Origin of the sequence: Sphingobacterium sp. CZ-UAM (genome assembly GCF_002000245.1) — a bacterium.
GTDB lineage: Bacteria > Bacteroidota > Bacteroidia > Sphingobacteriales > Sphingobacteriaceae > Sphingobacterium.
On record NZ_MTCM01000001.1, the window covers coordinates 1645204 to 1666574 of the forward strand.

Consider the following 21371-nt stretch of genomic DNA (forward strand, 5'->3'; position numbering starts at 1 on the left):
AAATTATAAATCAACATATAATTCTACTTTTTGATAACCTCTTAAAACCGTTAATTTTATTTTACCTTTTAAAGCCTTTTGTTTGTTTTCAAAATCGGCCAGTTTTGTTGTTTTAAATTGAGCGATTGCGATGATAATATCGGAAGATTTTAATCCGAAAGAAGCGGCTCTCGCATCTTTGGGAACATCTTTCACAAATACTCCTTCCGTGAATCCCCCTGTAGCATCAACCATATCCCCATCATTGATTTCAGTCAGTAAAGCTCCCTGCCATAACATTTTTTGTTCATTTTTTTTCCCTTTAACATGCATGACCGGTTTATTGCGTACAATGGCATCAAACCAGGATGGATGGGTCACTGTAGCAGTTTTATTAAAAGCCGCACGGCATTCAAACCCAATGGGACTTCCATTTTTAAATGTTTGCATCCGGACAACGGTACTTTCACGAATCGTCAATTTACCATCTGTAGATCGCAATGAACTTAATGTTGGCTGAGACCCATCTAAGGTATAATACATCTGTCCACCTCTTCTGTCCGGCAGTAAAGTAACTTTTAGCATTTTACTAAAACTGCCCTCGAAAGGAACGATCCTGCTCATGGTATGTCCAAAATCATCCATGGGAAAATTTTCAAATCCAATGTGCTCGGCTGGAGATCCTCGTTTTACGGAATAATCACCGTTTACAGGATCACGGAACAAAGGATCCGTAAAAACTGAATGTGCATCGTAGCCGGATTCGATCCATGTATTGATCTTCACATCAGGACTAAAATACGGATTAATAAAGTTTGCGTTATAATATAGGTTACTGTCAACCTCATTGCCCCATTTTATATTTTTGGGCATACTTATGGGCTTCAGAAAAAAATCAGTCGCTTGCTGCTCACCTGGAACCGTCCCAGCGATTGCCATGATATTATGTTTATATTCATCGTCAGAATTTTGGGGCCAGACATGCCAGCCCATCGGCACCGCACTGACAAAAATATTATTATAAACTTTTCTAAAATAACCGTCCCTCAATTTCAATGTTGAACCAAGACAAAGGTTATTGTATATTTCATAGTTAGTAGAACCATCGTCTAAATCTATAGCCCAATTTCCGGCACTAATGGATTTTCTGGAATTGGCAATACGGTTATTTCTTAATACGACAGCATCCTCAGCATCCAGAAATACTTGTTTTTTTGTAAGCCCTTTACCGTCATATGGCCAAAAACGGTTTCTGCCCCAGGAGTTAAACGGACCATGCTCACCAGTCTCCCTCACGGTATTCCAAATATCGCAATGCTCAATCACATGGCCGCCCCAGGCACCATCATTAATGCAGATCGCCGCCCGTGGCACATCGTAAATTGTACAATGGGCAACTTTTATCGCTTTGCTCATAGCGATCAATACGCCTGCTACCTGCTTACCATATAAACCTATATCGGACGCCAAACAATTTTCTACCACACAAAACTGGGGGTAATCAACAGTCTTCGGGCCAGCAGAATGATCGATTTTTCGCTTACTTTCTTCAGAGGACCGTCCCGATAACTCGATATCATTCCAGGTAATATAATCTTTCACAGCATTACTGTCGCCCACAAAACAAACTGCACTTTCACCTATTTGCGAAAAACGACTGTTGCGAACGGTATCTTTCAAGTTATATTTGGTAAAGAAAACCCCGTTGCCTCCTATATCCTCAAAATCACAATCTTCAACTACGCATCTGACGGTATTTTCAAACGTGATGGCACCGCTCCGATGGATGGACCAATCGCCCATTCCAAGCGGTTCATAAGGCTCCATAAAAACGCTCTTTGTCTGAACGAACCTTAAGCCACGAAGAACGATTCCCCGTACTGCAGATTCTCCGGCATTGCCCACCTTGATCAATGTTTCTAATCCTGCCACCTCAATGGATGCACCGCTCAGTGTGTCGGGTGATTCCGGGTAATAATATAAAACCTTGCCAGCAGCATCAAAAAACCATTCTTTAGCTGCATCCAGTTCTTCAAGGATATTCTCTACAAAGAATGGGGAGCCTTTTGCTATACCGTATTTCCGCTGCAATTGCCAACCTCCTTCACCCAATAAAATCCGGTTTTGAGCACGATCAATAGCCTTAATACGGTATTGCATATTGCCCCAATTATGGCTCTGAAACACATGCAACAGGCCTGTTGTAGGCTGACTCCAGTTCTTTGTCGAAAATTGATCCGCATCAAATCCCAGCCAGCCATCATAACGTTTATCCGGGCCATCGCGGGCAACCTGATAGCCCCGCCCCCCCCTAATCGGCCGCTCCTCATCGTAATTAGGGAACCGGGCTTTTATTTGAAGCGCGTTATCTACAAAAAGTTGATCCATGAAGCTTGTTTCGGAGACATTAGTCTTATAAATGCCGTTTTTCCAGGGTTTCCAGTCTAAATCCGTCAGTTTTGTTGCACCGGAGATCACCACTTTTTCATTTTGGTAGGCTTCAAAAGAAAGTGTCGCTGTTCCAGTTCTGCTGACAGTAGACGATAAATTGATGGTATGTGCAAGATAATATGTTCCCCCTCTGAATAAAACCTTTATATTTTTATCTTTCCCTAGGGCAGAAATGACATCTACAACCTTATTGAAGGATTGGAGCGGCTTTTCAAAAGAGCCTTCGTATGCGTCGTTACCATTGGGAGAAACATAAAAAATATGGTCCTGTCCGTTTACTATTTTAAAAAATAGTAAACCTAGTATGAATAGTAATCTAGGATAAAATTTCATTTCTCAATCATTTAATAATGGGGATCTCAAACTCTGAAGGCGCCGCAATCTGTTATTTCATTTGGGGCACAGTGTAAGACTCTGGCCCCTAAGAAAATAAGCAATATAAGCTGTTACCCGACTTTAGCGTTGTTGATTAAAGCCTACCATTATTTTATTCCTGGACAATCTAATAGCCCTTATTCTGTTGCAAATTGGTATTATTCAATACATCGGTCGATGGAATCGGGAACAGCAGTTCCCGTTCGGTCAACACTGGTCCATAGGAAAATTTATGGCCCACAAAATCGTCAAATTTACGGGTGCCTACATTGAATACTTTGCGGGTCCGCACCATATCAAACCAGGTTTTATTTTCATAACAGAGCTCAAACCAGCGCTCCCGCCAGATAGCCTCCCGAAAGGCGTCTTGCGACAAACCGGCCAGCGGGGCTAATTTTGCTCTTGTCCGGATCGCGTTGACGGCTTCGTAAGCTTTGGTACTGGGACCTGCCCCTTCATTCGAGGCTTCGGCATACGTCAGGAGGACATCCGCGTAACGAATAATTCCGTAGTTAAGATCACTATTCGCTGAACTCACCTGGGCTACTGAATCCAGCAATTTATAGATAAAGTACCCCCCTAATGCCACGTTTTTTTTACGGTCTTTTTCATCGGTATATTCCGTAAAGAAAAACTGCTTCTCCGCTGTCCGATAATCGCCAGGTTCAAATGATTTGACAAAATCTGGCGTAGCATAGATCCCCCCAGTCTCGGCAGAGTAAGCGGAAATCCCCTTATTATAAGGAATAATCAGATCCTGCCAGTTACCCGGAATAACACCGGTCTTGTACTGGATCATAAAAATATTTTCGTCTATATTCTTTTTTGCCGGATCATGAAGATCATTATAGCTGGCAAACAGTTTGAATTGTCCTGAATTGATGACTTCCTCTGCCTTTCCGGCAGCTAAGCTATAATATTCTTTTCCTTTCTGTAACGGATAACCGGCCATCGTCAGATAAACATTAGCCAACAGGGATTTGACCGCCCCTAAGCTGACACGGCCTTCCTTACTGGTCCAAGGCAATCCAGCTGCTTCAGCGGTCTTTAGGTCTTCAACAACCTGCTTATATACATCCTCGGGGTTTGCCTGCTTGGGCTTGAACTCAGGGTCTTCCGTACTCAGGATAGGCTTAGTCAATAATGGAATATGACCAAATAGGCGCACTAAGGTGAAATAATACCAGGCTCTTAGGAAATAGGCTTCGCCCATTAGCCGCTTTTTGAGAGTTTCGTCCATCGTAATCCCGGGAATTTTTTCCAGAGACAGGTTGGCATTGGCGATACCTGCGTAATAAGCTCTCCAATAGCTGGTACCATAACCATTTTCTGCTGTATTTTTTAAATCTTTTACGTAATAGCTATTGACAGCCTGCCCCAGATCAGTGCTCGCGAGGCCCGTCGCAAACTCCGTCATGGTCCAGGCAGCTCCACCAAATCCGCCACCGGGAATATCCCGTAAAGGTCCATAAATTGCATCAATGGAAGCCTGTGCATGTTCTGCTCTTGTAAAATACCTATCAATGGTGTAATTTGAAGGATTGCTTTCATCCAAAAACTTATTGCAGCCCGAAAGCAGCAGCACCCCAGCGAATACCGCCGGAATCATATAACTATATCTTTTTGTGTATGTGTTCATTGTCTTTGTATTGTAATCGTCAGAAATAAGCATTAGAATGTAACATTCAGTCCGACCATAAAGGTCCGTGGTCTTGGATAATCATACAGGGCGTATCCTTGCTCGAGCGGTGAACTTGAATTGGAAACTTCGGGATCGAAACCTTTGTATTTGGTAGCGACAAAAAAGTTTTGTACCGATCCATAAAACCGTACATTTTCTAATTTCAATGCAGGAAGAAAAGACTTAGGCAAGGTGTAGGAAAGCAAGAGATTGCGTCCACGGATAAAAGAGGCGTCTGTAACCTTATGACTATCGTTAAAAGTATCGTAATACGCATTATTCGGCCGTACTTGGGCAATATCGGTATGTTGGTTGGATTCCGTCCAGGCGTTGAGCACTGTCCTGTAGCTATTGGCCATCCCTTGACGATCCTCTAAAGAGTGGATACTCCGATCTAGCACATCGTTGCCATACATATATTGCAAGTCGACCGATAGTGACCATGTTTTATAGCGGAACGTATTGATAAAACTGCCATAACCTTTGGGTATACCATAACCGATAATGGCCCGGTCGTTATCGTTGATTTTTTTATCACCATTGAGATCCTGGAATTTTATGTCCCCAGGCAAGCGCCCGTATTCTTTTGCCTGAACAGCCTCAGCGGTACTCCAGGTGCCCTGGGATATTCTACCATAAAAAGCGCCAATAGGTTCTCCAACACGAATAACGGTTGAACCCGCATATAAATCTCCACCACCGGTCAGCGCTAGCACTTTATTCTTGTTGACCGAAATATTAAAATTTGTGGTCCAGGAAAAATTTTCTTTTTTAATATTTGTCGTATTCAGGCTGACCTCAATTCCTTTATTTTCCATGCTGCCGATATTGGTAAATACAGTAGGATAACCAGTTGTATAAGGTATTGTCGCATTGAGCAACATATCATTCACTCTTCTTCTGTAAAGATCCAATTCGAGGCTGACACGGTTTTGAAATAACCCCAGTTCCATGCCGAAATCGATCTGTTGTACTTTTTCCCATTTCAGATTTGGATTGGCAATGTTTCCTATTCCAACACCGTTGACACGTCCACCACCAACAATAACACCATAATTATTCATTCCGGGTTCCTCTCTATACGCTGGAATTTCTGAATTCCCTGTATAACCAAAACTGGTCCGCAACTTCAAATTGGATATCGTGTTATTATCTTTCAAGAAATCTTCTTCCTTAGCTTTCCAGGCCAAGGCTGCGGATGGAAAAAATGCATAACGGTTATTTTCACCAAATTTGGATGAGCCATCGACCCGACCAGTAAAGGTTACCAAATAACGATCTTTGAGTGTATAATTGATCCGGCTAAAATAAGAATTAAGACCATAAGCACTGGCCAATGAGGCAGGCTGCAAAGCTGTCGTTGCAGCTCCCAAGTTATTGAACTTAAAAAAGTCATCCACATAACCTTCGGAAGTGGCTGTACTTCCAAAAAAATCCACATGCTGCCAGGAAAGGCCGAGCATGGCATTGAGCGCATGTTTCTTCGCAAAAGTCTTATTATAGGTCAAGTAATTTTCAAACTGCCAGGAATTATAACGATCATTGATTACGGAAGCATTACCCTTATCAGAGATATATTTCATATCTTTTGCAGCAAAATAGTTGGTCCGTTGATTGATAATATTTGTGCCCACCGTCGACCGTAATTCGAGTCCCTCAGCAAGACGTATATTTGCGTATACATTACTAAGTATGGTCTGCGTATTTAAATAGTATAAACGTTGGTCAGCTATCCGAATTGGATTATCTCCTCCTTCCATACCAGGATAATCTTTATTGGCCGCCCAACTGCCATCGGGATAACGGATCGGAATAATTGGAAGACCTTCCAGTACCTGGCGCATAGTAACAATACCACCACCGTTCAACTGATCGACTTGCTTTTCCTGCTGATCAGTATAGCTTAGTGTCCCCCCAACCTTCAGCCAATCTTTAATTTTAGAATCCATCACAAAACGCCCCGCATATCGTCGCTGTGAAGAACCATAAATAATACCATTTTCATTACGATAATTCATAAAGATACCGTAGTTGCCTTTCTCATTTCCATTGGTAAATGACAACTGATGATTTTGGGCAGCAGCTTTTCGAAACATTTCGTCCTGCCAATCCGTATCATAAAGGGGATTCCCACTTTTATCAAATAAACGTGGATCGGTCCTTTTGGTCCGTGGGTCAGTATATTTGCCGCCGTTGGCCCAGCCCACGGAATCGTATTTTGCGGCATTATTATATATTTCCTCTTCGAGACGAAGAAATTCAGCTGCATTAAGCACTGGGAGCTTTCTCGGTGCCACACTGATACTAAAATAAGGATCGTAGGTAATTTTTCCCTCACCTGAAGCGCCACGTTTAGTGGTAACAATAATAACACCATTGGCACCGCGCGCACCGTATATAGCTGTAGAAGAAGCATCTTTCAGCACATCGACTGATTCAATATCATTCGGATTAATATAATCTATCGGCGAGCTGCCATTGGCCATATCCGCTGTATTGAGAATCACGCCATCGACCACATACAAGGGATTATTGGTTGCACTGATGGAACTGATACCACGGATACGGATATTTGCCCGTCCTCCGGGCCTACCTGAATTTGAGGAGACATTGACTCCACTCATCCGCCCGGATAAAGCCTGATTGAGTGAGGAGGCGGGTCGCTCCTGCAATACATCTCCCTTTACACTTCCTACTGCGCCCGTCAGATCAGATTTTCGACGGCTTCCGTAGCCAACCACCACCACATCGTCGAGCACATTATCTTTTGCCTGCAGTATAATGCTGAAATTTGTTTTTCCGGCTACGGCAATTTCGGAAGCGAGATACCCGAGTGACCTTACCGTTAAGGTGTCTTTTGCTGATACCTTGATATTGAAGACACCGTTTTTGTCCGTTGTTGTTCCCTGGCGACTGCCGCTATTCTTGACTAAAACAGATATACCGCTTAGCGGCATACCTTTTTCATCTTTAACAGTTCCCGATACCGTCTGATCCTGCGCCAATACCTGTCCGCTGAGCGCCAATAGAAATAGCATACCCGCCACCGGTGTCCGACGTCGCAAGGTATAGCCTATTTTTTTAAAATACATCATCATGTTTTTAAAGTTTATTATTATTGGTTTATTATGTTAAGATCACCGCAGTGATTTTAATACAAGACGGACAAGCGGATCAATTGTCCCGACAAAATAAAAAAAAGAATGCCCGCCTTTTTTACGGAAAATTAACATCGACAGTTAACAGTAACCGATACGTTACATTTTTTTTAGGGACAATGCAGCAGGTCAGTCGTCTACTGATCAGAAATGCAACCCGCGTATGCCGCGCGTCGCATGGACATTTTTGATGGAACCCTTTAAACTTAATTTGATGATTATTAAGAGACAACACCTAAACATTTTTTTTCTGTTTATTTTTTCCCTGCAACATTTTTTATTGGCAGCCCAGCAGGACGGCCGCATTAACGGCCGTATTACGGACAATGCATCCGCTCCTATTACGCATGCCACAATTTTTCTACTCAATAGTACACGTATGACCCTAAGTGATCAGGATGGGAATTTTCAGATGGACCGGTTACCTGCCGCTCGTTACACGATTCTGGTATCCGCCGTCGGTTATGCTTCTCAGACCCGGGAAGTCAATATCCCACAAAGCGGATCCATGCAGGTCATGCTTCCCTTTGCCAATACCCGGCTGGGTGATGTTGTCGTTTCTGCGCAGAAGCGGGATGAACAGTTGCAAAAACTACCGTTAAGTATTTCGGCATTTTCCAACAAGGAAATACAGGAATATCGTTTGTGGAATATCCAGGATCTGACAGGTATCGTACCCAACCTCTATAGCGCAAACCCCGGCGATGGCCGTAATATCACCAGCATACGTGGGATTACCTCAACCTCCTATGACCCTGCCGTAGCTACTTATATCGACGGGATCAATCAGTTCAGTCTGGACACCTATATCCCTCAATTAATTGATGTTGAACGCATTGAAGTGCTTCGCGGTCCTCAAAGTTCGCTATACGGACGCAATGCAATGGGCGGAACCATCAATATTATCACCAAGCAACCTAGTAATCAAGCACATGGTGCCCTAAGTTTGAATGTAGGCAATTACGGTCAGCAACGCTATACGCTGGCTTGGCGCCAACCTCTGGTGAAAGACAAGCTGTTCTTAGGGGTCGCGGGCATGTATGATCGCCAACGCGGTTACTTTATCAACGATTTCACCGGAGCTGCTCACGATCGGCAAAACGGCTTCACTGGCAACTATTACCTAAAATATATCCTGTCGCCACATTGGACTGTCACCGCGAATGTCAAACATCGACATGGGCGCAATTATGGCCCTTTTAGCCTACTAGGTTCTATCGAAGAATTCAATCGCGAGCCTTATCACCTCAATCAAAACGCCACAACCAAAATGCTTGACAATACCGTCAATGCATCGCTCGCGATAAATTACGCCGGTAAACATTTCAATTTTAGTTCGCAAACAGCCTTGCAGTCCAATTATCGTTATTACGACCGGCCCATCGATGGCGACTTTTCACCGATCGACGGAATTACAATCCGAAATAACTACGGTCCAAACTGGAACAACATCAAGGTGTGGACACAGGAATTTAGAATCAGTTCACCGGCCCAGAGCGCAACCACGCTGAACTGGACTGCAGGCAGTTATTTCTTCAATCAGAATATCCCCAATAAACAAGCCACCCATTTCGGCGAACAGGCTGATCTGGTTGGATCACCGGACAAGAATTTCTCCATCATCACATCTGCGAATGGCAAGGTACGCGGTGCAGCCCTTTTCGGGCAACTGGATTATCGACTCGCTGATGGATTAACGCTGACCGCAGGTCTACGCTATGATTATGAACACAAACAGCAGCGTGTGCTGGGCCAGTATCAAACCGACAGTGACAGTCAGCCCGCATTCGAGACCCAAGCAGATACGAGCGCTTCAACAAATTTTCAGGCTTTTTCACCAAAGATGAGTATCAAATATGAGCTTTCAGATGCCCAGATGCTCTATGGAAGCTATAGCCGTGGCTATCGCTCGGGAGGATTTACGGCCTTATCTTCAGATCCATCGCAACCTGCTTTGCGTAAATACAAACCCGAGTATAGTAACAATTATGAAATCGGAATCAAAAACCAATGGTTAGACAATCGGTTACGTTTAAACCTCGCGCTCTTCTACAGCACAGTAAAAGACCTTCAGGTACCGACCTTGATCCTACCCGAGGCCATGACTGTCACCAAAAATACGGGCAGTTTACACAGCAAAGGGCTGGAAATGGAATTGGCGTTTAACCCCATCAAGGATTTAATCTTTACGAACAATCTAGGTTATACCGATGCGACCTATCAAACGCTCAAACTGGCGCTATCAGGTACAGAAGCAGACCTGCACGGCAACCGGCAAATCTATACCCCACAAATTACCAATATGTTCACCGCGCAATATGGTTATACCCTAATCGCTCAGAAAGATATAAAGTTGACCGCCCGTGCGGAGTGGCTGGCATTAGGCAAACAATTCTTTGACCTGGCTAACACCATCAGCCAATCAGGCTATCAGCTATTTAATGCACAACTGCAGCTCGGTAATCCTCAGCTCGGCCTCAGCATCTGGGGCAGAAATTTGGGTGGTAAAAAGTACATCGCTTACGCCTATGATTTTGGTGCCCTGCGCCCTGGAGATCCCAGAACGTATGGTATAACAATGACCGCAAGATTTTAAAACACAAACAGAAAATGAAAATTTTTAACCGAATATGGGGTATAGTTTTTATACTCTGTGCCCTATTGCAGTACAACGATCCAGATCCCATCCTGTGGATGCTGCTGTATCTATGGGCGGCGCTCTTATGTCTTGCTGCCGCTGCTGGAAAACAGTTCCCTAAGGCGGTCACAATGGCTACCATCCTGTTGTATACCAGCTACGCGATGTTCAAACTGGTCCACAAAAACGGGCTGCTCGACTGGATCGATCAGCATCAGGCTGAAAACATTGCCGCTACGATGAAAGCAGACAAACCCTGGATCGAGGAAACCAGGGAGTTTTTTGGATTATTGTTGGCCGTCATTGTGCTGACAGTAAACCTGATTTATTATCGAAAACCAAAAATTTAAGGGACAATTGGATCGTTCAACCGTCTCTGATAATAGCGTATTTGCAAATCAACTGTAAACAAAAAAATAAAATTATGATGAACCAATCATCCGATTCTGAATATCGGATCCTTAAGTGCAAAAGCCGATTTATGGATCGTATACCGCTTAGACGGCTATTCTTATTATTAATCGGTTTAATATCAATCGGCATTAGCAGCTGTTCTTTCTTTGAATCGGACAAGTTGCAACTCCGAAAAGGGGCTCATATTATCTTAATTGGAAATAATCTGGGTTCCCGAATGGCGAATTATGGGCTCTTTGAAACTGAGCTGCAAGTCCGGTATCCGGACAGTAACCTTTATATCCGCAATCTCTGTGATGCTGGCAACACCCCCGGCTTTAGACCCCATTCGGGTATGCCCTCCCCTTGGGCTTTTCCTGCTGCTGAAAAATTCTATGCAGGTACCGAACTTGCAAACGATTCCCATACGAAAGGTTTCTTCGAAACACCGGATCAATGGATTAGCCGTCACAAGGCAGATATAATTATCGCTTTCTTCGGCCTGAACGAATCTTACAGGGGAGCAGCGGGTCTGAAAAACTACAAGGCTGAGCTGGATGCATTTGTCAAACATACCTTGAGTCAAAAATACAATGGTACAACTGCTCCACAGCTGGCATTGATCTCCCCAACAGCTTTTGAAGATCTTTCACAGGTTCGCGACCTGCCGAATGGAAAAACTGAGAACGAAAATCTGGAGCTATATGCCGATGCGATGGAAGAAGTCGCCAAGGATAATAACATTATTTTTATTGATCTATTTTCCAAAACAAAAGAATGGTTCAAAGAAGCCACGACACCACTGACCATTGATGGTTTGCAGCTCAATGAAAACGGTTATGCCAAACTGGCACCCACCTTGGCTACAGGGCTATTTGGTCAATCACCGGCGGTAGCCGAAGCACACTGGGAACTAGTCCATGCCGCTGTACAGGAAAAAAACTGGATGTGGCACAATGATTATAAGATGCCTAACGGTGTCCATGTATTTGGAGAACGCTATGAACCCTATGGACCAGACAATTTTCCCAAAGAGATTATCAAAGTACGCGAGTTAACAGCTATCCGCGATACGGCTATCTGGCTAGCAGCAAAGGGTAAAAAGATGGATCTGAAAGCCGCCGATCAAAATACCACCAAATTGCCCGAGATCAAAACAAACTATACCAATAATGGTAAAAACGGATCTCCGAGATACCTCTATGGTGAGGAAGCAATCCACAAATTCAAGATGGCCCCTGGTTACAAAATCGAACTCTTTGCCTCGGAACAGGAGTTTCCCGACCTGGAAAAACCGGTGCAGCTCACCTTTGACAGCAGAGGGCGCCTTTGGGTAGCTGTAATGCCTACTTACCCACAGTGGAAACCGGGTGATCCCAAACCCAACGACAAGCTAATCATCCTAGAAGACACCAACAATGATGGGAAAGCCGATAAACAGACAATTTTTGCTGATGGTTTACAGTTGCCTTTAGGCTTTGAGCTGTCCGCTGAAGGCGTATATGTATCGCAGGGCACAAATCTAATTCTGCTTACAGATACCAATGGTGATGATAAGGCGGATAAGCGTGAAATATTATTGAGTGGCTTCGATGACCACGATACGCATCATGCACATCATGCCTATACCTACGATCCCAGCGGAGGTATCTATATGGGCCAGGGAATTTTTCTATTATCGGATATCGAGACAGCCTACGGCACCGTCCGCGCCACTGGCGGTGGGTTTTACCGCTATAATCCCAAAAGACGTAAACTGGATTTTATCGCCCAGCTTAATGTACCCAATCCTTGGGGGATCACATTTGACGAATGGGGCGAGGATTTCTATGCTGAGACCTCATCACCGACCGTGAGCTGGATGTTACCCGGATCGGTAAAACCCGAGTATGCCAAATTTATACAAAGACCCAAAAACCTAATTGAAGATAAACACAAAGTAAGGCCTACCTCGGGCCTAGAAATCATATCCAGCCGCCACTTTCCGGACGAGGTGCAGGGAGATATCTTAATTAACAATACAATTGGTTTTTTGGGTACGAAAGAGCACGTGCTAGAAGATGATGGTTCAGGCTACAAAAGTCATCATCGACAAGATCTGCTGCAGTCTTCGGATATGAATTTCAGACCAGTGGACCTTGAATTTGCTCCAGATGGTTCCTTATACCTTATTGACTGGCATAATGTGCTTATTGGACACATGCAGCACAATCAACGGGATCCCATGCGTGATCATACCCATGGACGTATCTACCGGGTGACCTACCCGAGTCGACCGTTGCTGCAGCCGGCCAAAATCGCCGGTGAGCCGATAGACGCGCTCTTGGAAAATCTCAAGCTTCCGGAATATAGAACCCGCTATCGCACGCGTCGTGAACTTCGGGATAGAAAAACGGAGGCCGTATTGGACCATGTGAAGACCTGGATCACCAGACTCAATAAACAGGATCCCAACTACGAGCATCAGCTGCTGGAAGCACTTTGGGTGACGGCAGGCACGGGAAAGGTGGATCAGCAGCTGCTACAGCAGGTATTGAAAGCCAAAGATTACCATGCCCGGGCAGCGGCTGTACGTATCCTCCGCAATGAAGGCGATCATATTGCCAATCAGGCCAAATTGCTTCAGGAGATGGCCTCCGATAGCCATCCAAGAGTACGGCTGGAGGCGATCGTAGCAGCCTCCTGGCTCCCGAAAGAATCGGGATTGCCGATTATCAATGCATCTGCCAAAATGCCCCTGGATGACTGGATGAAACCAGCGTATAATTGGACTTTGGCGCTACTGAAAGGTGAGCCGGTACCCAGTGTCAGCAGAAACGAAGCTAACATACCGAAGAATATCAACAAAGAGACTTATCTGACAGGGAAAGCCATTTATATGCGCGAGGGTATGTGCGTGACCTGTCATCAAGAAAATGGAAAAGGACTTGAAATATCGGGTTTCCCACCCCTAACGCCGAATCCATGGATTGCAGGTGACGAAGAGCGTTTGATCAAGCTAGTGCTTAAAGGTCTTCAGGGGCCGCTGGAAGTAAATGGAAAAAAATATCCGGGCCAGGTACCCATGATGGCTTTTGGACGCATGTTGAAGGACGATGAGATCGCAGCGGTACTGACTTATGTACGCAATTCCTTTGGCAATAAATCGTCTGCTATTACAACAGAAAAAGTGCAGACGGTGCGGAAAGCCATCAATGGCAAAGAAAGTTTCTACACGGCGCAAGAATTATTAAAAGAACATCCATTAAAGAAATAACCCGATAACTAACCCTATAGACCATGCGAACCATACATCTTAAAAGCTCCTTAGCGATCCTACTAACCACAATCCTATTCTCCTGCGGCATAGCCTCCAAACAGGCACAGCAATCTGATGAAAAAAAACCATTGGTGGTTTTTGTCACGGGTGACCATGAATACGGCAGTGAGGCTACGATGCCGATTATCGCTGCGGAACTGGAGAAAAACTACAATATGCGAACTGTTGTTCTGAAATCCACACCCGATCCTATGTCTGAAGAAAACATACCTGGATTGGATGTCCTTAAACAAGCCGATCTGGCCATCTTCTTTTTACGCTGGCGGCGACTACCGGCCGATCAGCTAAAGCCTATCGACGAGTACCTGAAATCCGGCAAACCGGTCATGGGATTCCGGACCACAACACATGCCTTCAACTTTCCTGTAGGACACGCCTCAGAAAACTGGAATGCTTTTGGTGAATTTGCCTTTGGAACGCCCCCAGGTTGGGGAAAATCCGGTCATACCCACTACGGACATGAATCCAGTACCGATATCACTGTCATACCCGCACAAAAAGCAAATCCGATCCTGACCGGCGTCCCCTCATCTTTCCACGTCCGCTCCTGGCTATATCACGTATTGCCAGACTATCCACCAAAGGGTGCTACCTCGCTAATGATGGGGAAAGCTATAAATCCCAATAAAACGGCAATTGAAAATCCAGTGGCCTGGACATGGCGAACACATTGGGGTGGTAAAAGCTTCTTCACCACCATGGGGCATCCCGATGACTTTAAGGAAGAAGGGCTGCAAAGACTGGTGATCAATGCCGTCCACTGGACACTGAACAAGGAGATTCCCCAAAAATGGGCCGGAAAAATCGCTATGAACGTACCTTATCGTCAACAATAAATAAGAAATCAACAAAAAATGGAATTATCAATACACAACTGGATGCGCTCCGAGCCGCTGGAGACCACCATCCGAAGAATAGCAAAACTCGGCTATACGAAATTGGAAATTGCTGGCAGTCCCGAACAATATGATACAAAGATCGTTCGGCAGTTGCTCCATCAATACCATATTACATGCTGGGGTTCGGTGACACTGATGCTTGGCGAACGCAATTTATTGGCAAAAGACCATGGGCAACGAGCCCGATCGGTACAGTATGTCAAGGATGTGGTACGGATGGTTATGGAACTGGGAGGCAGCATGGTCTCCGTAGTCCCGGGGACAGTGGGCAAAATCCTGCCGGAAGCACGGCCCGAAGAAGAATGGAAATGGGCCGTAGAATCGCTTCAGGAAATCTATGCATTCGCCGAGGAGTCAAACATCCGCCTGGGTATCGAACCGATCAACCGTTTTGAAACCTATTTTATCAATCGTGCTGATCAAGCCCTTGCACTCGCCGAAGCGGTGGGACCCAACTGTGGTGTATGCCTGGATACCTTTCATATGAATATGGAAGAAACGGACAGTTATGCGGCCATCCGCCGGACAAAAGGCAGATTGACAGGTTTTCATGTGGCTGACAATAACCGGATGGCCCCGGGAATGGGACAGCTCGACTGGCTCAAGATCGTGGAAACGTTGCGAGAAATAGGGTATGACGATGTACTTTCGGTAGAATTCTGCGCACCCTTGGACCGTACCCCAGCTAATCCATATCCCAATTCATTGGATGAAAATCCACAGGATCTATCGGCCGAACAGCGTAAGTTTTTGGAAGATCATGGCAGTACCCAAGTGACCGAAGCGTTCTATGACATGCTTACCCGTAAATCTTTCGAAACACTTTCTGTTTTATTGTAACGTAAAATTAAATTGTGTAATCCTATTAAAAACCAGCTAAAAACAAGAGAACCTATAAAAATGAAGATAACAAATATAGAAGCATACTGGCTACAATGTCCAATTGCTGAAAACAAACAACATTGCTCAGACTATGGCTTACTGACACATTTTGATATGACACTAGTGGTCATCAGCACGGACAGCGGTTTACAGGGTTATGGTGAAGCGAAGGCAGCTGTAGGTTCATCCGGAGGCTGTGCAGCAATCGTAAGTTGCATCGAAAATGATCTGAAACCTTTACTGATCGGAAAAGACGCCCGACAAATTACGCGGATCTGGGAAGAATTGTATAACGGTACACGTGACCATTATGCCTTGTCCAGAGGTCGTAAATTTCCGATACTGGGCCGAAGGGGGCTGACGATATCTGCCCTCAGTGGTATAGATACAGCCCTGTGGGACCTGAAGGGCAAAGCGCTGCAAGTCCCCGTTGTCGAGCTATTGGGTGGTGCATGCCGTGACCGGATGGAAGCCTATGCCAGTGGCGGATGGGCAAATGTAGAAGGCATCGGCGAACAGCTGCAAGGCTATGTTGACAAAGGTTTTAAAGCTGTAAAAATGCGGGTAGGTGTTATGGATCAGACCGTCAGGCAGAGCATTGCCCGTGTACAGGCGGCAAGAGAAGCATTGGGACCGGATATCAAGCTCATGGCCGATGCACACGGCACCTTCAGTGTGCCCGAAGCCAAATATTTCTGTAGCGCAGTGGAGGACAGTCATCTCTACTGGTTCGAGGAACCCATCAACCCGGATAATAAAGTCGGGACCGCCGAAGTTCGAGCGATGACAACAATTCCCATTGCCGCCGGTGAAAGTGAATTTACCGCCTTTGACATCCGTGACCTAATGGCGGTGCGGGCACTGGATGTGGTGCAACCTGACTCGGCGATTATTGGTGGCATCTCCGAGGCCGTGCGCGTCGGGCATCTAGCGAATATACAGCAGATTGAACTGGCTCCGCACTGCTGGGGTTCGGCATTTTCCTTTATGGCTGGAGTCAACGTCGCCTTCGCCGCTGCTGCAGCTACCGTTATTGAATTTTCCTTGGGCGGTAATCCCATGATGTATGATCTGGTCAAAGAACAAATCATTGTCAAGGATGGTTACCTCGAGGCACCTACAGCACCCGGCTTGGGTCTTACCCCAAACTGGGATTTTATTCAAGAATTTAAACAAAAAATCAACTAAATATGGCACATTTACTGCGTATCAATCACGTCACCCTGATCGTGGATAACCTCGAACGAGCAACCCAATTTTATCAGAAAGAATTGGGACTAGAACCACTGTCGGCATTCCAGTTCGACTACCCCGTTATGTTTTTCCGCATCAATGGAGAACAACAGCTTCATATCTCCGAATGGGAGGATGTTCCTTCTTTTCGTGGGCATACCTGTTTTGTCACAGATGACTTTAATGCAATATTCTCCCGAATGAAAGCGCTCAATGCCATTGACATTCAACCATGGGGTAAAGTAAGGCAGCTTCCTGATGGCGCGATGCAAATGTTTGTACGGGATCCGAGTGGAAATCTCCTGGAAATATCGTCCAGTCCTGATGCTGACATAGATCCGCAGATCATGAAGGACGAGCTATACGAAGCCGGATTATATGTTTCCAACCGGAATGATCCCAGGGGTTATCAATCTGCTGATGCAACACTTTACCATAAATAGCGGTACACCGACATAAATAAAAAAATGAAGAAGACCGTATTATTGCTCGAAACCATTGCCGATGAGGCCTTGGCCCTATTAACAGATCAAGTCGATATACTGACCAGATATCCTAGTGAACACATCGAGGAAATCACGAAATATCAGCATGTCCGCGCCATCATCACCCGTGGTAAAGAACGGGTGGATCAAAGTTTAATACATGCCTGCCCCAATCTTGAGGTAATTGCACGCTGTGGTGTGGGTTTGGATAATATCGATGTGGCGGCTGCCACAAGCCGAGGCATCAAGGTAGTCAACACGCCTGGTGCCAATGCCTCTACGGTAGCCGAACATACATTAGCACTGATGCTTATGTCCATCCGTGATCTATACCAAGCTGTAAGACAAGTGAAAGAGGGTAACTGGAATTGGCGGAATAGCTATGCAGGGGATGAACTGGCTGGCAAAACGCTGGGTATCATCGGGATGGGCAATATTGGCAAACGTGTAGCCATTCTAGCGGAGGCTTTTTCTATGCGCGTACTGTATTGGAGCCGAAATGAACAGGAAGTACCCTACTCTTATTTACCGTTGGAGAAGCTCTTGAAACAATGTGATCTGATCAGTCTGCACGTACCATTTCCCGCTGGCAGTACAGCCTTGATTGGTACAGCTCAATTCGCCCTGATGAAACCTGGGACATACCTCATTAATACAGCGAGAGGAGGCTTGGTTGATCACAGGGCTCTACTCGAGGCATTGGAAGGCCAGCGATTGGGGGGATTTGCTGCAGATGTACTGCCCGAACTCCCACCTACCCTAGGTAAGGCATTACTGGCGAACCCAAAAGTCCTGGTCACACCACATGCCGGGAGTCTGACCAAGACAACTTACCGTCAGATGTGTTTACTTGCCGTAAATGATGTATTGGCAATTCTCCATGGAGATGAATACAATATACAACATATTTTTAATTATCAAGAGCTGACGGCTTCCCGCGATTAAACAAAGAGTCTATTTCATTTTTTCTCATCCTTGTATAACTTTAAAAGGCTATACAAGAATGAGAAAATTTTATCTGTTATTTAGGTTGATATACCCTTAGATAAAATCAAATAATGACTATACTTTACAAAACCGTATACCTTATCAGTAACAATCAGTTAAAGTATCTGAGTTTCAATAATCGGGCTGGTATAGCAAAAGAAGATGATCTTTTCTCAATAAGACAGATTTTCGCCGCCTAATATTTAAGCACTATAACTCCAGTTGATTAACGACAGGAGATACGGTCGCTTTATGCTCCTCCAATCGCTTTTTCATTTCAATTATAAAATCCGGATGCTTTTTTGAAACATTCTTTTTTTCACCCGGATCGACATCCAAATTATATACAAGTGCTGGATGATGAATAGTCATATCTTCATTGCCGTATTCGTCCTGCGTAACGAAATGTACTTTTAAACCGCCTTTGCGTATCGCGTACACCTCTGTGTCACGGTAGTATAGGATTTCTGACCGCGGACTTTTTGATTGATTGAACATCACTTCTTTTAAATCATAACCATCATAGACCCTGTCATTGGGCATATCTCGATGTATAAGTCCGGCGATCGTTGGAAAAAGATCCAACGTACTTCCCATTTCCATAACAACACCTTGTTTTAGTTTGCCCGGCCACCGGAAAATAGCAGGTACCCGCATTCCCCCTTCATATGTCCCTCCTTTACCGCCTTTAAGCGCCCCCGGACTTCCACCGTATTCATCAAAAATAAGCCATGGCCCATTATCCGAAGTAAAAACAACAAGCGTCTTTTCATCGATTCCATTACGTTTCAGCGCTTCAAGAACTTTGCCTACACTCCAGTCGAGTTCCTCTATTACATCACCATAGATTCCTGATCGGCTTTTACCCTTGAATTCCGTCGAAGCAAATAGGGGGACATGTGGCATAGCATGCGCTAAGTAAAGAAAGAATGGCTTATTTTTGTTCTTATCAATAAAACCAACAGCTTCTTCGGTGTATTTTTTTGTCAGATTATTTTGATCCGCAGGGCGCTCTACCTCGATCCCATTTCGAACTAAGGGTACATTGAAATAATCAATTTTAGGATTTCGCAAGGCATCAACGTAAGAAATCCCCCCGACTGGATCCATATCATTACTATAGGGAATGCCATAATAATAATCGAATCCATGTGCATTGGGCATATATTCTTTTAAATGTCCCAGATGCCATTTACCAATCATCCCTGTCGCATAACCCGCCCCTTTTAGAAATTTTGCGATGCTGATCTCACTTGGAGGTAGTCCGCCACGGGAATTTGGAAAAAGTACCCTCTTCTTATTACTTGCCATCCCTGATCTAACCGGTAATCGTCCTGTCATCAAACCTGCTCTACTTGGCGTACAGACGGGAGCCGCTACATAAAAATTTGTCCATTTCTGTCCCTCATAAGCCATTCTATCCAGATTAGGCGTGTAGATCGTAGGATTCCCAAAAATACCGAGGTCGCCGTATCCCATGTCATCGGTGAAAATAATAATAATATTAGGAAGGCCATCTTTACCCTGCGCCCTTACCAAACCAATATGAAAGACGCAGGGGATCAAGAAAAGATATATTAAATTTTTTATTTTGGTATTCTTCATGTTAGAACATATTTAATATCTCCAGATTTCAGATGACGAAATCATTCCTACTCGGTCCCCTGAAGATAGGCCGAGGCAATAATATTACCTTTACCTTCTACAAACTGCGCATCTTTCACTTCGATTTTAAATGTATGATGTCCAGCAGCCAAATCCCCTAAACTTATTTCACGGATTGGAATCACGTCACCGGCACACCAATTTAATCGACTCCAATAGCTGTCAGGTAGCGCCGAATCAAAATAAATACGATTGAATTGAGTGTTATATTGCCGAAACGGTTCACAGGATTTTCCCCCAGGAGTAAAGCTCGACTTTAATTGATTGTCAAAGTAGACATTATGCACTCTTCTAACATATTCTTCACCCTCCGGATTAGCCCCATGACTTGAGGTGATCAAATACAATTTTACGCCCTTCAAGGCTTTGCTTAGTGTTAGAGGGATTGTGCGTTCAGCCCCAGTGGCGGTCTTATTGCTTTTGTTCAGTTCATTATCTTCGCCATCTCCAGCCATCTTCATATACGAAAGACTGACGATGTTGACAGAATCTTTCCGCACAGTTGTCGATGGAGATGAACTAAATTTTAAGGTTCCAAAAAACGTCGCATTGGAATTACTACATCCAACAACTTCTTTTTGAGCTGAATAACTTACACCAAAAACTGAAAATCCCACCCATACATCATAATTGGCACGGATAGTTTTATCCTGCAAAAGGTCCGACAGATTAGTAAGGCTGAAGTGATATGGAACTTCCTTCACCGCTTTATTTTTGTCCATAAAAGGTGTTATAAATCGACCAATTTCGATATTTTTAGCACGCTGCTCATTATAATTCTCTCCCTTTTTGATCAAAGAAAAATAAACACGGCCAATTCGGTCATAATTGTCGCAATCTGCTTTAATCACGACATCCATTTTCAAGTCTTTTCCAATGCCTGCAAGTTCCGCATCAGAAAATTTCCTGACATATAGACTATTGTTAATCCGTTGCACGCCTGTTGGCACAGGAGCCGTGCTGGTCGCATCATATCCCGTATAAAAAAGAATATTGTCAAATACAGTAATGGTACCACCAGTTCCAACGGCACGCTCGTCCTGAAGCCTGAGGTCATTCTCGGTCGACGGACTTTTCTTACAGGCTGTAAATGCAAGCAAACCTATAATAACAAAAAAAGAGGTTTTTCTCATAATTTAAATTTATCAATTAGATATATAGACGGCTGAAGTCCAAAATTGTCCCGCTGATTTCGCGACATTTTTCGGGACAATTCCAATTGCCAT

At 44.5% G+C, this 21371-nt stretch carries 13 protein-coding genes; 8 read left to right on the forward strand and 5 right to left on the reverse strand.

The genetic code is table 11. From position 1 onward, the window contains the following. Window positions 1–3: 3 nt before the first annotated feature. From BWD42_RS07145 to BWD42_RS07155, 3 genes are all read right to left on the reverse strand, one after another. Window positions 4–2763 carry a right-handed parallel beta-helix repeat-containing protein gene (locus BWD42_RS07145; protein ID WP_077434506.1) on the reverse strand — a complete coding sequence of 920 codons (2760 nt, stop codon included), beginning with the start codon at window positions 2761–2763 and terminating at the stop codon, window positions 4–6. Between the two features lie 169 nt (window positions 2764–2932). Continuing rightward, on the reverse strand, window positions 2933–4444 hold the full coding sequence (locus tag BWD42_RS07150) for a RagB/SusD family nutrient uptake outer membrane protein (protein WP_077435875.1): 1512 nt from the start codon (window positions 4442–4444) through the stop codon (window positions 2933–2935). Window positions 4445–4476: 32 nt separating this feature from the next. Next, entirely contained in the window at window positions 4477–7584 is a 3108-nt protein-coding gene (locus BWD42_RS07155) for a SusC/RagA family TonB-linked outer membrane protein (RefSeq protein WP_077434508.1), read from the reverse strand. 274 nt (window positions 7585–7858) lie between these two features. Between BWD42_RS07155 and BWD42_RS07160 the strand changes: the two genes are divergently transcribed. The 8 genes from BWD42_RS07160 (at window position 7859) to BWD42_RS07195 (ending at window position 18438) form a co-directional block, all read left to right on the forward strand. Further along, a complete protein-coding gene (locus BWD42_RS07160; protein WP_175991987.1) occupies window positions 7859–10240 on the forward strand; it encodes a TonB-dependent receptor in 2382 nt (793 codons plus the stop codon). Window positions 10241–10254: 14 nt separating this feature from the next. Continuing rightward, window positions 10255–10632: a transmembrane 220 family protein gene (locus tag BWD42_RS07165; protein ID WP_077434512.1), complete on the forward strand. Its 378-nt coding sequence runs from the start codon at window positions 10255–10257 to the stop codon at window positions 10630–10632. A gap of 74 nt (window positions 10633–10706) precedes the next feature. After that, window positions 10707–13931, forward strand: coding sequence for a PVC-type heme-binding CxxCH protein (locus BWD42_RS07170; RefSeq protein ID WP_217700020.1), 3225 nt, complete (start codon window positions 10707–10709; stop codon window positions 13929–13931). Between the two features lie 23 nt (window positions 13932–13954). Continuing rightward, a complete protein-coding gene (locus BWD42_RS07175) occupies window positions 13955–14830 on the forward strand; it encodes a ThuA domain-containing protein (RefSeq protein ID WP_077434514.1) in 876 nt (291 codons plus the stop codon). A gap of 18 nt (window positions 14831–14848) precedes the next feature. Further along, the gene (locus BWD42_RS07180; protein WP_077434516.1) at window positions 14849–15733 is read left to right on the forward strand and encodes a sugar phosphate isomerase/epimerase family protein; all 885 of its coding nucleotides are present in this window, start codon (window positions 14849–14851) and stop codon (window positions 15731–15733) included. A 60-nt stretch (window positions 15734–15793) separates the two neighbouring features. Beyond that, window positions 15794–16963, forward strand: a complete 1170-nt coding sequence (locus BWD42_RS07185; protein ID WP_077434518.1) for a mandelate racemase/muconate lactonizing enzyme family protein — start codon at window positions 15794–15796, stop codon at window positions 16961–16963. Between the two features lie 2 nt (window positions 16964–16965). After that, complete coding sequence (locus BWD42_RS07190) at window positions 16966–17451, forward strand: VOC family protein (protein ID WP_077434520.1); 486 nt, start codon at window positions 16966–16968, stop codon at window positions 17449–17451. Window positions 17452–17475: 24 nt separating this feature from the next. Continuing rightward, window positions 17476–18438: a 2-hydroxyacid dehydrogenase gene (locus tag BWD42_RS07195; RefSeq protein ID WP_077434522.1), complete on the forward strand. Its 963-nt coding sequence runs from the start codon at window positions 17476–17478 to the stop codon at window positions 18436–18438. 252 nt (window positions 18439–18690) lie between these two features. Here BWD42_RS07195 and BWD42_RS07200 read toward each other — a convergent pair whose 3' ends face one another. After that, window positions 18691–20085, reverse strand: a complete 1395-nt coding sequence (locus BWD42_RS07200; RefSeq protein WP_077434524.1) for a sulfatase — start codon at window positions 20083–20085, stop codon at window positions 18691–18693. A 47-nt stretch (window positions 20086–20132) separates the two neighbouring features. Further along, window positions 20133–21278, reverse strand: coding sequence for a peptide-N-glycosidase F-related protein (locus tag BWD42_RS07205; RefSeq protein WP_077434526.1), 1146 nt, complete (start codon window positions 21276–21278; stop codon window positions 20133–20135). Window positions 21279–21371: the final 93 nt, after the last annotated feature.

Excerpts from the sequence above, each read along its gene's own strand:
- BWD42_RS07145 (WP_077434506.1), bottom strand. The coding sequence starts at position 2,763 with ATGAAATTTTATCCTAGATTACTATTCATACTAGGTTTACTATTTTTT.
- BWD42_RS07150 (WP_077435875.1), bottom strand. The coding sequence starts at position 4,444 with ATGAACACATACACAAAAAGATATAGTTATATGATTCCGGCGGTATTC.
- BWD42_RS07155 (WP_077434508.1), bottom strand. The coding sequence starts at position 7,584 with ATGATGATGTATTTTAAAAAAATAGGCTATACCTTGCGACGTCGGACA.
- BWD42_RS07160 (WP_175991987.1), top strand. The coding sequence starts at position 7,859 with ATGATTATTAAGAGACAACACCTAAACATTTTTTTTCTGTTTATTTTT.
- BWD42_RS07165 (WP_077434512.1), top strand. The coding sequence starts at position 10,255 with ATGAAAATTTTTAACCGAATATGGGGTATAGTTTTTATACTCTGTGCC.
- BWD42_RS07170 (WP_217700020.1), top strand. The coding sequence starts at position 10,707 with ATGATGAACCAATCATCCGATTCTGAATATCGGATCCTTAAGTGCAAA.
- BWD42_RS07175 (WP_077434514.1), top strand. The coding sequence starts at position 13,955 with ATGCGAACCATACATCTTAAAAGCTCCTTAGCGATCCTACTAACCACA.
- BWD42_RS07180 (WP_077434516.1), top strand. The coding sequence starts at position 14,849 with ATGGAATTATCAATACACAACTGGATGCGCTCCGAGCCGCTGGAGACC.
- BWD42_RS07185 (WP_077434518.1), top strand. The coding sequence starts at position 15,794 with ATGAAGATAACAAATATAGAAGCATACTGGCTACAATGTCCAATTGCT.
- BWD42_RS07190 (WP_077434520.1), top strand. The coding sequence starts at position 16,966 with ATGGCACATTTACTGCGTATCAATCACGTCACCCTGATCGTGGATAAC.
- BWD42_RS07195 (WP_077434522.1), top strand. The coding sequence starts at position 17,476 with ATGAAGAAGACCGTATTATTGCTCGAAACCATTGCCGATGAGGCCTTG.
- BWD42_RS07200 (WP_077434524.1), bottom strand. The coding sequence starts at position 20,085 with ATGAAGAATACCAAAATAAAAAATTTAATATATCTTTTCTTGATCCCC.
- BWD42_RS07205 (WP_077434526.1), bottom strand. The coding sequence starts at position 21,278 with ATGAGAAAAACCTCTTTTTTTGTTATTATAGGTTTGCTTGCATTTACA.